Below are 14,387 nucleotides of genomic sequence, written 5' to 3'. Positions count from 1 at the left end.
TGAGGATGAGGAGTGAACGAGGGTTTACCTGAATGTACTGAGCGGTACCCGCGCCGTCACCGGGCAGTCGGTGTGATCGCTGGCACGTTGCGTGACCACCCTCCTCGGCGGTGCACTGGTCCCATGCTGACAAGAATCGACCACATCGGGATCGCCTGCTTCGACCTGGACAAGACCGTCGAGTTCTACCGTGCCACGTACGGCTTCGAGGTGTTCCACTCCGAGGTCAACGAGGAGCAGGGCGTGCGCGAGGCCATGCTCAAGATCAACGAGACCTCCGACGGCGGCGCCTCCTACCTCCAGCTCCTGGAGCCCACCCGCGAGGACTCCGCGGTGGGCAAGTGGCTGGCGAAGAACGGCGAGGGGGTCCACCACATCGCCTTCGGCACCGAGGACGTCCAGGGCGACTCGGAGGCCATCCGCGGCAAGGGCGTCCGTGTCCTCTACGACCAGCCCCGCACCGGCTCCATGGGCTCCTCGATCACCTTCCTGCACCCCAAGGACTGCCACGGCGTCCTCACCGAACTGGTCACCTCCAACCCCGACCAGTCAACTGCCCCTCACTAACGCGACGGGCTTGCGTTACGGCACACCACCGGCTGTGGTGTGCCGTCAGCGTCCAACCACCCGCGGGCGCGGGATGGCAGGGGCCGTTGACCGGACCCCGCGTCGCCACATCGTCTGCGCGCGTGCGCGGATGTTGCGGCCCGTTGGGGCTTCCTCAGCCGTACCCGTTCACGGATGCCGGTCAGGTTCTCCAGACCGATCCCGCGCCCGGTGCGTGCAGCCTCGGCCACGATGCGTTTGGCGATCTTGTGGTTGACGTCCCGGGTACGCCGGGCCTCCTTACGGCGTCTGCGCTGGGCGCGACGCTTGGCGGACTTGGTTCCCTTGCATTGCAGCTTGGCGCGCAGCTTGAGGTCCTCGGCCCGCAGGCTGTTGAGTCTTCGTCCGGCCATGATCTCGCCATCCGAGGTGGTGGCGATGTTGACAATCCCCAGATCTACCCCGAGAAAGTCCACCGGGTCGGAGTTCAGCGCCGCCTCCGGCACCTCGCACGTCGCGAGCAGGAACCAGACCCCGTCACGGTGCAGCAGATCCGACTCACCCTTGCGGTAGAGGGCAAGCGTCGCAAGCTGTTCCGGGCGGTCCGAAGTTGCCGGCCCGCAAATTCGCCCGCAGCGTCGTGTAGGCATCGCAGGTCTTCTTGATCACATGCTGAGCGGCCTGCGCTCCCAGCCCCCACCGAGCCTTGATCTCGACGTAGGCGTGCTTGCGCAGGTCGAAATTCCGGTACGCGGCCCGCTCGACGGCCACCTCGCTCACCCACGAGGCCGCTTCATTGCAGGCACGCAAGGTCGCTGCCAGCGCCGGCTCATGCACCGCCGTCGGCAACAGCTTGACCTGCACCACGAGCTTCACGGCAACGACGGTACGCTGCGACCCGGACACATATATTCGAACACCGCAAATCGATGCGTCCCTGGACCCGAAGGGGGAGTTGCCGCGAGGTCAGCTCCTGGGGGCGCCATACGAGTGCACTGATGCCGCCATTCCCCGGCCGGTAGAGTGGCCATGGCTCGGCCGGGGTTCGGTGCGGAGACGGGGTCGGGGCCTGTGAGCTCTGCCCCGGTATCTGACACCATGCCCCCGGGGGCGTCGTTCAGCGGGCGAGCGATGCTCATTGGGAGTGAGCTTGCGACCAGGGGACGGATGGGACCGCGCTGTGCGGGGCTACGAAAGCCAGGAGAGCCATCAGGCCGAGGCCGACCATCTCTCGCGCTTCGAGGCCGAGATGGAGCGGCTGAAGAAGGAGCGCGGGAAGGCCGTCCAGCACGCTGAGGACCTGGGGTACCAGGTCGAGGTGCTGCGCGCCAAGCTCCACGAGGTGCGCCGGGCTCTGGCGTCCCGCCCCGCCTACGACGGCGCGGACATGGGGTACCAGGCGGAGCAGTTGCTCCGCAATGCCCAGATCCAGGCCGACCAGATGCGCTCGGACGCCGAGCGCGAGCTGCGCGACGCCCGGGCGCAGACCCAGCGCATCCTGCAGGAGCACGCCGAGCACCAGGCGCGCCTGCAGGCCGAACTGCACGCCGAGGCCGTCAACCGCCGCCAGCGCCTGGACCAGGAGCTCAACGAGCGCCGCCAGACCGTCGAGGCGCACGTCAACGAGAACGTGGCCTGGGCCGAACAGCTCCGCGCCCGTACGGAATCCCAGGCGCGCCGGCTCATGGAGGAGTCCCGCGCCGAGGCCGAGCAGTCCCTGAACGCCGCCCGCGCCGAGGCCGCCCGCGTCGCCGAGGAGACCCGGCGCCGGATGGCCGCCGACGCGGAAGCCGCGCGTGCGGAGACCGAGGCCACCCTGCTGCGCGCCCGCAAGGAGGCCGAGCGACTGCTGACCGCCGCGTCCTCGCAGGCCCAGGAGGCCACCGAGCACGCGGAGCGGCTGCGTTCCACCACCTCCGCCGAGGCCGAGCAGACGCGGCAGCAGACCCTGGACCTCGGCCGGCTGGCCGAGTCCCGCGTGCAGGAGGCCGACTCCGCGCTGCGCGAGGCCCGCGCCGAGGCCGAGAAGGTGCTCGCCGAGGCCAAGGAGAGCGCGGCCCGCCAACTGTCGTCGGCGGAGTCCGTCAACGAGCAGCGCACCCGTACGGCCAAGGAGCAGGTCGCCCGGCTGGTCGGCGAGGCCACCAAGGAGGCCGAGACCCTCAAGGCGGAGGCCGAGCAGGCCCTGGCCGACGCCCGCGCGGAAGCCGAGCGGCTGCGCACCGAGGCCGGCGAGACGGCCCGTACGGCGGCCGCCGAGGACATGGCGGCGCAGCTGGCGAAGGCGGCCCGCACCGCCGAGGACGTTCTGAACAAGGCTTCGGAGGACGCCCGGGCCACCACCCGGGCCGCGTCCGAGGAGGCCGAGCGGATCCGCCGCGAGGCGGAGGCCGAGGCCGACCGGCTGCGCCTGCAGGCGGCGGCCACGGCCGATGAGCTCAAGGGCGCCGCCAAGGACGACACCGAGGAGTACCGGGCCCGCACGGTCGAGCTCCAGGAGGAGGCCCGCCGACTGCGCGGCGAGGCCGAGCAGCTGCGCGCGGAGGCCGTCGCCGAGGGCGAGCGGATCCGCGGCGAGGCCCGCCGCGAGGCGGTCCAGCAGATCGAGGAGGCGGCCCGGACCGCCGAGGAACTGCTCGGCAAGGCCAAGGCGGACGCGGACGAGCTGCGCGGCGGGGCGACCACCGAGAGCGAGCGGGTACGCGCCGAGGCCGTCGAGCGGGCCGGCACCCTGCGCAAGCAGGCCGAGGAGACCCTGGAGCGGACCCGCGCCGAGGCGGAGCGGCTGCGCGCCGAGGCCGAGGAGCAGGCCGAGGCCGTACGCGCCGAGGCGGACGCGGCGGCCATGGCCCGGCGCGAGGAGACCGAGCAGGCGCTGGCCGCGAAGCGGGCGGAGGCCGACGAGGAGCTCGTACGCCTCCACACGGAGGCCGAGAGCCGGCTGACCACGGCCGAGCAGACGCTGCGCGACGCCCGCACGGCGGCGGAGAACATCCGCAAGGAGACCACCGAGGAGACCGACCGGCTGCGCGCCGAGTCGGCCGAGCGGATCCGCACCCTACAGGCGCAGTCGGAGGCGGAAGCCGACCAGCTGCGTGACGACGCGGCGGACGACGCCGGCCGGGTGCGCGCCGAGGCCGAGCAGGTGGCCGTACGGCTGCGCGGCGAGGCCGAGGCCGAGGCCGAGCGGGTGCGCACCGAGGCGCAGGAGACCGCGGACCGGCTGCGCGCCGAGGCGAAGGCGGCGGCCGAGCGGGTCGCCGAGGAGGCCGCGGAGGCGCTGGCCGCCGCCCAGGAGGAGGCCGCCCGGCGCCGTCGGGAGTCCGAGGAGACCCTGGCGTCGGCCCGGACGGACGCGGAGCAGGAGCGGGCGCAGGCCCGCGAGCAGAGCGAGGAGCTGCTGGCCGCGGCCCGCCGCCGCTCGGAGGAGGCGCAGGCCGAGGCGGCCCGCCTGACCGAGGAGGCGGAGCGTCGCGCGTCGGAGCTGGTGTCGGCGGCCGAGGCCACCGCCCAGCAGGTCCGGGAATCCGTGGCGGGTCTGCACGAGCAGGCCGAGGAGGAGATCACCGGGCTGCGCAGCGCCGCCGAGCACGCGGCGGAGCGTACGAAGACGGAGGCCGAGGAAGAAGCCGAGCGGGTACGCGCCGACGCGTACGCGGAGCGGGAGCGGGCCACCGAGGACGCCAACCGGATCCGCAGCGAGGCCCGTACCGAGACGGACGCGGCGAAGGCGCTGGCCGAGCGCACGGTCGGCGACGCCATCGCCGAGGCGGAGCAGCTGCGCGGCGACACGGCGGAGTACGCGCAGCGGGTGCGTACGGAGGCCACGGACGCGCTGGCCGCGTCCGAGCGGGACGCGGCCCGTACCCGGGCGGACGCCCGCGACGACGCGAACCGGATCCGCGGCGAGGCGGCGGAGTCCCTGGAGGCGTCCCGCGCCGAGGGCGCCCGGATCACGGCCGAGGCCACCGCGGAGGCGGAGCGGCTCACCGGGGAGACCCTCGCGGCGAACGCGGCCACGGTCGACGAGGCCACCGCCGAGGCGGAACGGATCACCGCGGAGGCGGCGCAGGCGGCGGAGGCCACCCGCGCCGAGGCCGCCGGCACCCTGGACGAGGCCCGCGCCGAGGGGAACCGGCTGCGCACCGAGGCCGCCGAGCAGGCGGACCGGCTCATCACCGAGGCCGCGGCCGAGGCCGAGCGCCTCACCGAGGAGACCGCGGCCGCGAACGCCGCCACCGTCGGCGAGGCCGAGGCGGCCGCGGAGGCGCTGCGCGTGAAGGCGGAGCGGCTCACGGCCCAGGCGGCCGAGACGCTGGTCTCGGCCGAGCGGGACGCCACGCGCATCCTGGTCGACGCCCGTACCGAGGGCGACCGGTTGGTCGACGAGACCCGCGCGGCCAACGAGGTCACGGTCGGCGAGGCCGCGGCGGAGGCCGAACGGCTGCGCACGGAGGCCGGACAGGTACTGGAGGACGCCCGGGCGGAGGGCGGCCGGATCATCGGCGAGGCCACCGCGGAGGCGGAGCGCGTCACGGTCGCGGCGAACGAGACCCTGGCGAGCGCCGAGCGGGAGTCCGAGCGGACGCTGGACGAGGCGCGCGCCGAGGCGAACAGGCTGCGCAGCGAGGCGGCCGAGCAGGCGGACCGGCTCATCACCGAGGCCGCTTCGGAGGCCGACAAACTCACCGCGGAGACCCGCAAGGCGAACGAGCGGACGGTCGGCGAGGCCGCGAACGAGGCCGAGCGGCTGCGCGCGGAGGCGTCGGAGGCGCTGTCCTCGGCGCAGGAGCACGCCACCCGCACCCGGTCGGAGGCCGAGCGGGTCAAGGCGGAGGCCGCGACCGAGGCGGAGCGCATCCGCGGCGAGGCCCGTACGGAGTCCGAGCGGCTGCTGGACGAGGCGCGCGAGGCGGCCAACAAGCGCCGCAGCGAGGCCGCGGAGCAGGTCGACCGGCTCATCACGGAGGCCGCGGCGGAGGCGGACAAGCTCACCTCGGAGGCGGCGAAGCAGGCCCTGGCCACCACCACGGCGGCCGAGGAGCAGGCCGACGCGATGGTCGACGCGTCCCGCAAGGAGGCGGCTCGGATCACCTCGGAGGCGACCGTCGAGGGCAACTCGATGGTGGAGAAGGCCCGTACGGACGCGGACGAGCTGCTGGTCGGCGCGCGTACGGACGCCTCGGCCATAAGGGAGCGGGCGGAGGAGCTGCGCGGCCGCGTCGAGGCGGAGGTCGAGGAGCTGCACGAGCGGGCCCGCCGGGAGTCCGCCGAGCAGATGAAGTCGGCCGGTGAGCGCGTGGACAAGCTGGTGCGCGCGGCGACCGAGCAGAGCGTCGAGGCCGAGGCGAAGGCCAAGGCTCTGGTGTCGGACGCGAGCAGCGAGGCGAGCAAGGTGCGCATCGCCGCGGTGCGCAAGGCGGAGGCGTTGCTCAAGGAGGCCGAGCAGAAGAAGGCGGAACTGGCCCGGGAGGCCGAGAACGCCCTCGCGGAGGCGAAGGCGGAGGCCGAACGGCTCGTCGAGGAGGGCCGCCGTGAGCTGGAGGTCCTGGTGCGCAGGCGGCAGGACATTCAGGGCGAGATCTCCCGTGTCCAGGACGTTCTTGAGGCGTTGGAATCATTCGAGGCACCTTCGGGCGGTGCGAAGCCGACGGTCGGCGGTCAGGGCGCGGGGGGCGCGAAGGCCGGAGCGGCGGCGGGTTCCACTCGTTCGGGTGGCAAGACGTCGGAGGGCTAGTCCGCACGCAAGACATGTGCTCCTGATGGAGGTTCAGGCGAACGGGTGACAAGCATTCTGTCGCCTTGCCACTCAAAAGGGGTGTCATTGTCCAGATCAATCGCGGATTGACTCGAAGACACGCCGCCCTGGCGCCTAGGATTCCCCTAACACCTCACGTAGAACCTCATCGGTCTCATTCGACAGGAACCCCATGAGCGACCCTTCCTCCCCCTTCGGCTTCGAGCTCGTGCGGCGCGGTTACGACCGCGGTCAGGTGGATGACCGCATTACCAAGCTGGTCTCCGACCGCGACAGCGCCCTTGGACGTATCAACTCTCTGGAAAAGCGGATCGAGGAGCTGCACCTCGAAACGCAGAACGCCCAGGCCCAGGTGAACGACGCGGAGCCGTCGTACGCGGGTCTCGGCGCCCGGGTCGAGAAGATCCTGCGACTGGCCGAGGAGGAGGCGAAGGACCTGCGCGAGGAGGCCCGTCGCGCGGCCGAGCAGCACCGCGAGCTCGCCGAGTCGGCCGCTCAGCAGGTCCGCAATGACGCCGAGTCGTTCGCCGCCGACCGCAAGTCGAAGGCGGAGGACGAGGGCGTCCGCATCGTCGAGAAGGCCAAGGGTGACGCGTCCACCCTGCGCGCCGAGGCCCAGAAGGACGCGGCTTCCAAGCGCGAGGAGGCCGACGCCCTCTTCGAGGAGACCCGCGCCAAGGCCGCCCAGGCCGCCGCGGACTTCGAGACCAACCTGGCGAAGCGCCGCGAGCAGTCCGAGCGTGACCTGGCCTCGCGTCAGGCGAAGGCGGAGAAGCGTCTCGCCGAGATCGAGCACCGCGCCGAGCAGCTCCGCCTGGAGGCGGAGAAGCTCCGTACGGACGCGGAGCGCCGGGCGCGCCAGACGGTGGAGACCGCGCAGCGCCAGGCCGAGGACATCGTGGCCGACGCCAACGCCAAGGCGGACCGTATCCGCAGCGAGTCCGAGCGCGAGCTGGCGGCGCTCACCAACCGCCGCGACTCGATCAACGCCCAGCTGACCAACGTCCGCGAGATGCTGGCGACGCTGACCGGTGCGGCGGTCGCGGCGGCCAACCCGATCGTCGACGACGAGCCGGTCAGCCGCGGAGTCCCGGCGCAGCAGAGCCGCTGACCCCGCGTCACGGTTACCGGGCGGTTCGGTTCGCCCGTTTCACGACCAAAGCAGGGCCGTGCGTCACCTTTCGTAGGTGGCGTACGGCCCTGTGTCGTTCTAGCGTTGGCCCATGATCGAGCTTGAGGGCCTTACCAAACGATTCGGCGCGAAGACCGCCGTGGACAACCTCAGCTTCCAGGTCAGACCGGGGGTGGTGACAGGCTTCCTCGGCCCCAACGGGGCGGGGAAGTCCACGACCATGCGCATGATGCTCGACCTCGACAACCCGACCAGCGGCACGGTCCGGATCGACGGGAAGCACTACCGGGACCTGCCGGAGCCGCTGAAGTACATCGGGGCACTGCTGGACGCGAAAGCCATGAACGGCGGTCGCAGCGCCTACAACAACCTCCTCTGCCTCGCCCAGTCGAACCGGATCCCGAAGAGCCGGGTCGCCGAGGTGTTGGACCTGGTCGGCCTGACGGCCGTGGCGAAGAAGAAGTCCAAAGGATTTTCGCTGGGCATGGGCCAGCGGCTGGGTATCGCCTCCGCACTGCTGGGCGATCCGGAAATCCTGATGTTCGACGAACCCGTCAATGGTCTGGACCCGGAGGGAATTCTCTGGATCCGAAATCTCATGAAGGGGCTGGCGGCCGAGGGAAGAACGATCTTCGTCTCCTCCCACCTGATGAGCGAAATGGCCCTGACCGCGGACCATTTGGTCGTCATTGGTCAAGGGAGGCTTCTGGCCGATCTGTCGATGGCCGATTTCATCCAGCAGAACTCGCGCAGTTACGTCCGACTGCGCTCCCCGCAGCAGGAACGGCTCAAGGACGTCCTGCACGAGGCCGGGATCAACGCCATCACCGTCCCGGCCACCGGCGCGCTGGAGATCGACGGCGTGGAGTCGGAGCGGCTCGGCGAGCTGGCCGCCCAGCACCAGATCGTGCTGCACGAACTCAGCCCGCAACGGGCTTCACTGGAGGAAGCGTTCATGCGCATGACGGCGGATTCCGTCGAGTACCACGCCCACGCGCCGGGCGCTCCGGGCTCGACCGTGCCCGCGGGGATCGCGGCCGACAACCCGGCCCGGCCGGCCGACGTCCCCGCGTGGGGCGCCGGCTTCGAGGCGACGCGCAAGGGCGGCGAGTGACCGTGTCCTCCTTCTCCGCCGTTCTGCAGTCCGAGTGGACCAAGATCCGCACGGTCGCCTCCACCACCTGGTCCCTGATCTCCGCCCTGCTGGTCACGGTCGGCGTCAGCGCCGCGCTGTGCGCGGTGATCAACAACTCCTTCGACGGCATGGCTCCGCAGGAGCGGGCCACCTTCGACCCGACGCTGGCCAGCTTCGCCGGAATGACCCTCGGCCAGCTCGCCATGATCGTCTTCGGTGTCCTGGTCGTCGGCACCGAGTACAGCTCGGGCATGATCCGCACCTCGCTGGCCGCCGTGCCCCGGCGCGCGGAGTTCCTCTTCGGCAAGCTCGTCGTGGCCACCGGGCTCGCGCTCGTGGTCGGCCTGATCACCAGCTTCCTGTCCTTCTTCCTCGGGCAGGCGATCCTGGGCGACCGCAGCATCGGCATCGACGAGCCGAACGTGCTGCGCGCGGTGATCGGCGCGGGCCTCTACATGGCGATGATCGCCCTGTTCTCCATGGGCGTGGCCACGATCCTGCGCAGCTCGATCCTGTCGCTCGGCATCCTGATGCCGTTCTTCTTCCTGGTCTCGAACATCCTCGGGGCGGTCGAAGCGACCCGGAAGGTCGCCCAGTACTTCCCGGACCAGGCCGGCGGCAAGATCATGCAGGTCGTCCCGGGTGCGATGGGCAGCGACCCGGCTCCCTACAGCGCCTGGGGCGGCTTCGGGATCATGGCCCTGTGGACCCTGGCGGCGGTACTCGGGGGCTACCTCGTCCTCAAGAAGAGGGACGCCTGATCGCGGTACCCGTCTGAAGTACTACGGGTGATCCCCGGGTCGGCCTCAGGGTCGGCTCGGGGATCGGCCGGGGACGGAACCGCAGGAACCTCGATATCCTCTTAATCCTTACGCGGGCGAGAGTCGTCCCGGCCTGGTAAGGGGCAGTAAAAATGATCGAGGCAGTCGGCCTGACCAAGCGCTACGGCGCCAAGACCGCCGTCGACCAGTTGTCCTTCCAGGTCAAGCCGGGTCACGTCACCGGATTCCTGGGGCCCAACGGCTCCGGCAAGTCCACCACCATGCGCATGATCCTCGGCCTGGACCGGCCCACGTCCGGCCGGGTCACGATCAACGGCCACCCGTTCCGAGAGCTGCCGAACGCCCAGCGGCACGTCGGGGCCCTGCTCGACGCCAAGGCCGTGCACGGCGGCCGCCGGGCCCGCACGCACCTGCTGTCCGTGGCCCAGCTCTCCGGGATACCCGAGAAGCGGGTGGACGAGGTACTGGCCGTGGTCGGCCTGCAGGACGTCGCCCGGATGCGTACGAAGGGCTTCTCGCTCGGCATGGGCCAGCGGCTCGGCATCGCCACCGCCCTGCTCGGCGACCCCCAGGTGCTGCTGTTCGACGAGCCGGTCAACGGCCTCGACCCCGAGGGCATCCTGTGGGTGCGCAACCTCATGAAGCGGCTCGCCGCCGAGGGCCGTACCGTCTTCGTCTCCTCGCACCTGATGAGCGAGATGGCGCTGACCGCCGACCACCTGATCGTGATCGGCCGGGGCCGGCTGCTGGCCGACATGGGCACCCAGGAGTTCATCACGCACAACTCGGCCGGATTCGCTCGGGTGCGCGCGGCCGACACCGATCCTGATGGCCGGGACGCACTGGGTGCGGCCCTGCGCAGGGCGGGCGGCCGGGTCCTCCAGGAGCCCGACGGGGCACTGCGCGTGACCGGGCTGGAGCTGCCGCGGATCTCCGACCTCGCGCACGAGGCCGGCATCCGGCTGTGGGAGCTGTCGCCGCACCGGGCCTCGCTGGAGGAGGCGTACATGCGCATGACCCAGTCCTCCGTCGAGTACACCTCCACCGACGACCCCCGGGCCGAGCTGTGGGAACCGGATCCGCTCGGCCTCCCCGCGTGGGAGGAGGAGGCGGCCGCCCCCGAGGTCCCGCGGGCCGGGTTCTTCGCGCCGCCCCCGCCCGGAGCGGGCGGGCAGCCCTTCCTGATGCCGAGCAACCCCGGCGAGCTCGCCGGCGCCGCCAAGAACGACCCCGAGGACGCACGATGACCGCGCCGGCCACCTACAGCTCCCCGCTGCCGACGCCGAGGCCGCACCTGGGGCACGCCCTCGCCTCGGAGTGGACCAAGATGGTCTCGGTCCGCTCCACGCTGTTCACGCTCGGGGCGCTCGTGCTGACCGTCGTCGGCATCGGGCTGCTCTTCGTCGTGCAGACCGTGGACCGGGACTACGCGGACATCTCCTTCACCACGCCCGCCCTCTTCGGCCTGCTGGTCGGGCAGCTGGCGGTGATGGTCCTCGGCGTGCTGACGATCACCTCGGAGCACGCCACCGGCCTCGCCCGGACCACCTTCACTGCGGCCCCCGACCGGCACCGGGTGCTCACCGCGAAGTACCTGGTCTTCGCCGTCACGGCCCTCGTGACGACCGGCTGCTCCGTCTTCGTCGTCGGCATCGCCGCGGCGCTCCTCCACAGCGGCTCCGCCGCCGGACCGCATGCGACGGCCGAGTGGCTCGGCGCTCTGGCGGGCTGCTTCTACGTGACGCTGTTGGGCGTCCTCGCACTGGCTGTCGGCGCGCTGGTGCGGCACTCGGCCGGAGCGATCTCCGTGATGCTGGGCCTGGTCATGCTGCCGCCGGTGATCGGCGCGATGCTCAGCAGCTGGGAGGCCGTCCAGCCGCTGGGGCAAACGATCCTGCGGCACAACGCGCCGGTGGCGCTGATGCAGCTGTTCGGCATGCCGGCCGGCAGCGACATGGGGACGCAGCCCAGCGACTTCTCCCAGCTGGGGCTCATCCTGCTGATCACGACCGCCGCCGTGGCCGGCTCCTACGTGGCGGTCGGCCGCCGGGACGTCTGAGCCCCGGCTGCCTAGTAGCGGGGCGCGTTGCGGGACCGCTGCACCTTCGAGGTGCGGCGGTCCTTCGCGTTCCAGCAGGCCTTGTGCCAGTGGCGCCGGTCGTCCACGCCGCCGTACTCCGGCCAGGCCACCAGGTGCGGGGTGCCGGAGGGGATCTCCTGGTCACAGCCCGGGCAGCGGTAGCGCTTGCCCGCCGCGCTCGCGCCCGCGACGTGCCGCACCTTCCAGTCCTCGCCCTGGTACTCCTCGGTGCGCTCCAGCCCGTAGCGGTCGAGGCCGGTTGCGGGACGTTCGTCCGGAGTCTCGCCGCCTCGGGGGCGGTTGTGGCGCGGTGACACGTATACCTCACGGATGGGCGGACGGCAGTGACTTTCTCCCAGACTACGCGCAGCCACTCCGGGTACCCGCAGGGTGGTGGTGGAAGGCGGCTGTACGACGGGGGATGGCCCGACAATCCCAATAACTTTCCTGTCAGCCCGTGCCTTTGGCACGTGTCAGACGTTGTTGCCATAGGAAGAACCGGTCCGCCTGGGGGAGGCCGCGTCAGCCGCGAGGAGGCTAAAGGCGATGCGCGTAGGAGCGTTTGTACTGGCTGCCCAGTTCCCGGGCCAGGGACAGGGCGAGGCACTGCACCGGGCGGTGCGGACCGCCGAGGTGGCCGAGGAGGCCGGGCTCGACGCGGTCTGGCTCGCCGAGCACCATTTCGTCCCGTACGGGGTCTGCCCCTCGGCCGTGACCCTGGCGGCGCTGCTGCTGGGCCGGACCCGGCGGCTGCGGGTGGGCACGGCGGTGAGCGTGCTGCCGAACGCGCACCCGGTGGCCCTCGGCGAGCAGGCGGCCCTGCTGCACCTGACCTCGGGCGGCCGCTTCACCCTCGGGGTGGGCCGCGGCGGGCCGTGGGTGGACCTGGAGGTCTTCGGCGGAGGCCTGGACTCGTACGAGAACGGCTTCCCGGAAGACCTGGACCTGCTGCGGCGCTGGCTGGCCGAGCCCCGCGTGGCGGCGGCCGGCGAACGGCACCGGTTCCGTGAGGTGGCCGTCGTACCGCGGCCCTCGGAAGCCCTGGACGGGGACGGGACGGGCCCGGAGGTCATCGTGGCCTGCACCTCGCCGGCCTCGGTCCGGCTCGCCGCGCAGCGGGGACTGCCGATGCTGCTCGGCATGCACTGTGGGGACGAGGACAAGGCGGAGATGGTCGCCCTGTGGCGGCGCACCGCACTCGCGGCGGGCCATTCGCGGGCCTCGGTGGCGGGCGCGGGCCACGTGTCGGCGGGGGTGTGCCAGCTGGCGGACAGCACGGCCGACGCCCGCGAGACGTTGCTGAAGGCGATGCCGGGCTGGCTGAAGCAGGGCCTGGACGCGCATGTGACGGTGGACGGCCGGATCCGCTCGATGCGGGATCCCGTCGCGTACACGGAACTCCTGTGTGACCTGCACCCGGTGGGCACCCCGGCCCTGGCGGCGGACCGTCTGGCGGCCACGTCCGCCCGGACCGGCATCACGCGCTTCGCCCTCCTGACGGAGGGCTCCGGGGATCTCGCCGCGACGGAGGAGAACGTACGACGCCTCGGCGTCGAGGTCCTGCCCCGTCTCGGCTGAGATCCGCCGGAGGTACTGGTGGTGCGAACGGTACGAACAGTACGAACGGGACTGTCAGTGCGAGCGGTACGAGCTAGCAGTCACGCAGTTCCGGCGACTGGTTGAGCAGCTGACCGCGGATCGAAGTGAACTTGGCCAGCCGGTCGTCCACCGAGGAATCAAGCGGGAACACCGCTACCCGGTGGCAGTTCTGGAATGCCAGGCGCACTCCGAAGTGCCGCTGCAGCGCACCTCGTATCGCGTCACTCGCGAGGGCGCGCAGCAGCTGCCCGCGCGCCTGCTCGTCCGGCGGCGGCGTCTGGTTGTCGGCGAATTCTCCGCCGTCCACTTTGAGCTGGGCCACCAGCGAGCTGATCATCTCCCATGCGTAGGGCAGGGAGGTCCGGACGCAGTCGACGAAAGCGGCTTCGTCGACCTCGCCTCGCTCGGCCTGTTCGAGTAGGGCCGGTGAGACGTCGAGCGACATGGGTTCTCCTCTCGCGACCCCGGCGATTGGGTTGCCGGGGTCTTACGGGCAGGGAAGGAGGCCGCGACGCAGCGTGCACGCTCCGCAACCTCCCGCTCACCACGGTAGGCGCCCCATGGGTGACGCACCAGGAGAATGCGCATACAACGCGCCATCGGCGAAGGGGGCTTTCAGGGGCGAATCGCGTGGAGGCCTTCTCGTCGAGTAGCGTTGCCGACCATGCGTCTCGTCATTGCCCGCTGCTCCGTCGACTACGCGGGCCGGCTCACCGCCCATCTGCCCTCGGCACCCCGTCTGATCCTCGTGAAGGCTGACGGCAGTGTCTCGATCCACGCGGACGACCGGGCGTACAAACCGCTCAACTGGATGTCGCCGCCGTGCACCCTCAAGGAAGGGAGCGGTGACGAGGCCGGCGTCTGGACCGTCGTCAACAAGGCGGGCGAGAAGCTCATCATCACCATGGAGGAAGTCCTCCACGACTCCTCCCACGAGCTCGGCATCGACCCCGGCCTGATCAAGGACGGTGTGGAGGCCCACCTCCAGGAGCTCCTCGCGGACCGCATCGAAACGCTGGGCGAGGGCTACACCCTGATCCGGCGCGAGTACATGACGGCGATCGGCCCGGTGGACATCCTGTGCCGGGACGCCTCCGGCGGGACCGTGGCCGTGGAGATCAAGCGGCGCGGCGAGATCGACGGCGTCGAGCAGCTGACCCGCTACCTGGAGCTGCTGAACCGCGACCCGCACCTGGCCCCGGTGCGGGGTGTCTTCGCGGCGCAGGAGATCAAGCCGCAGGCGAAGGTCCTGGCGACGGACCGCGGCATGGACTGCGTGGTCCTGGACTACAACGCCCTGCGCGGCATCGAGGACGACAAGCTCCGCCTGTTCTGACGGAGCCCGCGCGCCCCGG

At 71.4% G+C, this 14,387-nt stretch carries 11 protein-coding genes and 1 pseudogene; 9 read left to right on the top strand and 3 right to left on the bottom strand.

Annotated features, from left to right (window positions below):
* The first annotated feature begins 123 nt into the window (after nucleotides 1-123).
* The gene (gene mce, locus ACFV9H_RS18825) at nucleotides 124-567 is read left to right on the top strand and encodes a methylmalonyl-CoA epimerase (protein WP_385399276.1); all 444 of its coding nucleotides are present in this window, start codon (nucleotides 124-126) and stop codon (nucleotides 565-567) included.
* A gap of 104 nt (nucleotides 568-671) precedes the next feature.
* On the opposite strand, the pseudogene ACFV9H_RS18820 reads toward mce, so the two are convergent.
* A pseudogene (locus tag ACFV9H_RS18820) lies at nucleotides 672-1,422 on the bottom strand (transposase); the annotation flags it as partial.
* A 304-nt stretch (nucleotides 1,423-1,726) separates the two neighbouring features.
* Here ACFV9H_RS18820 and scy point away from each other — a divergent pair.
* From scy to ACFV9H_RS18790, 6 genes are all read left to right on the top strand, one after another.
* Nucleotides 1,727-6,283: a polarized growth protein Scy gene (gene scy / locus ACFV9H_RS18815; protein WP_385399274.1), complete on the top strand. Its 4,557-nt coding sequence runs from the start codon at nucleotides 1,727-1,729 to the stop codon at nucleotides 6,281-6,283.
* Between the two features lie 193 nt (nucleotides 6,284-6,476).
* Complete coding sequence (locus tag ACFV9H_RS18810; protein ID WP_385399272.1) at nucleotides 6,477-7,415, top strand: cellulose-binding protein; 939 nt, start codon at nucleotides 6,477-6,479, stop codon at nucleotides 7,413-7,415.
* Nucleotides 7,416-7,527: 112 nt separating this feature from the next.
* Nucleotides 7,528-8,550 (top strand): ABC transporter ATP-binding protein, encoded by a 1,023-nt coding sequence (locus ACFV9H_RS18805; protein ID WP_385399269.1) that lies wholly within the window; start codon nucleotides 7,528-7,530, stop codon nucleotides 8,548-8,550.
* 2 nt (nucleotides 8,551-8,552) lie between these two features.
* Nucleotides 8,553-9,332: an ABC transporter permease subunit gene (locus ACFV9H_RS18800; protein WP_385399316.1), complete on the top strand. Its 780-nt coding sequence runs from the start codon at nucleotides 8,553-8,555 to the stop codon at nucleotides 9,330-9,332.
* A gap of 152 nt (nucleotides 9,333-9,484) precedes the next feature.
* Entirely contained in the window at nucleotides 9,485-10,600 is a 1,116-nt protein-coding gene (locus ACFV9H_RS18795) for an ABC transporter ATP-binding protein (protein ID WP_385399266.1), read from the top strand.
* The gene (locus ACFV9H_RS18790; RefSeq protein ID WP_385399264.1) at nucleotides 10,597-11,412 is read left to right on the top strand and encodes an ABC transporter permease; all 816 of its coding nucleotides are present in this window, start codon (nucleotides 10,597-10,599) and stop codon (nucleotides 11,410-11,412) included. Before ACFV9H_RS18795 ends, ACFV9H_RS18790 begins: the two co-directional genes overlap by 4 nt.
* Nucleotides 11,413-11,423: 11 nt before the next feature.
* On the opposite strand, the gene ACFV9H_RS18785 is transcribed toward ACFV9H_RS18790, so the two are convergent.
* A complete protein-coding gene (locus ACFV9H_RS18785) occupies nucleotides 11,424-11,750 on the bottom strand; it encodes an ATP/GTP-binding protein (protein WP_385399262.1) in 327 nt (108 codons plus the stop codon).
* A 229-nt stretch (nucleotides 11,751-11,979) separates the two neighbouring features.
* Here ACFV9H_RS18785 and ACFV9H_RS18780 point away from each other — a divergent pair, with 229 nt between their 5' ends.
* Nucleotides 11,980-13,011: an LLM class flavin-dependent oxidoreductase gene (locus ACFV9H_RS18780; protein ID WP_385399260.1), complete on the top strand. Its 1,032-nt coding sequence runs from the start codon at nucleotides 11,980-11,982 to the stop codon at nucleotides 13,009-13,011.
* A gap of 73 nt (nucleotides 13,012-13,084) precedes the next feature.
* On the opposite strand, the gene ACFV9H_RS18775 is transcribed toward ACFV9H_RS18780, so the two are convergent.
* Nucleotides 13,085-13,477 carry an SCO5389 family protein gene (locus ACFV9H_RS18775; RefSeq protein ID WP_365165872.1) on the bottom strand — a complete coding sequence of 131 codons (393 nt, stop codon included), beginning with the start codon at nucleotides 13,475-13,477 and terminating at the stop codon, nucleotides 13,085-13,087.
* 219 nt (nucleotides 13,478-13,696) lie between these two features.
* On the opposite strand from ACFV9H_RS18775, the gene nucS reads away from it, so the two are divergent.
* Nucleotides 13,697-14,368, top strand: coding sequence for an endonuclease NucS (gene nucS, locus ACFV9H_RS18770; protein WP_385399257.1), 672 nt, complete (start codon nucleotides 13,697-13,699; stop codon nucleotides 14,366-14,368).
* Nucleotides 14,369-14,387: the final 19 nt, after the last annotated feature.

The sequence above is a fragment of the Streptomyces sp. NPDC059874 genome, assembly GCF_042731135.1.
In the GTDB taxonomy this organism is placed as follows: Bacteria; Actinomycetota; Actinomycetes; order Streptomycetales; family Streptomycetaceae; genus Streptomyces.
Note: the sequence above shows the minus strand (reverse complement) of the source record. Positions and strands in the feature narration are given on the sequence as shown.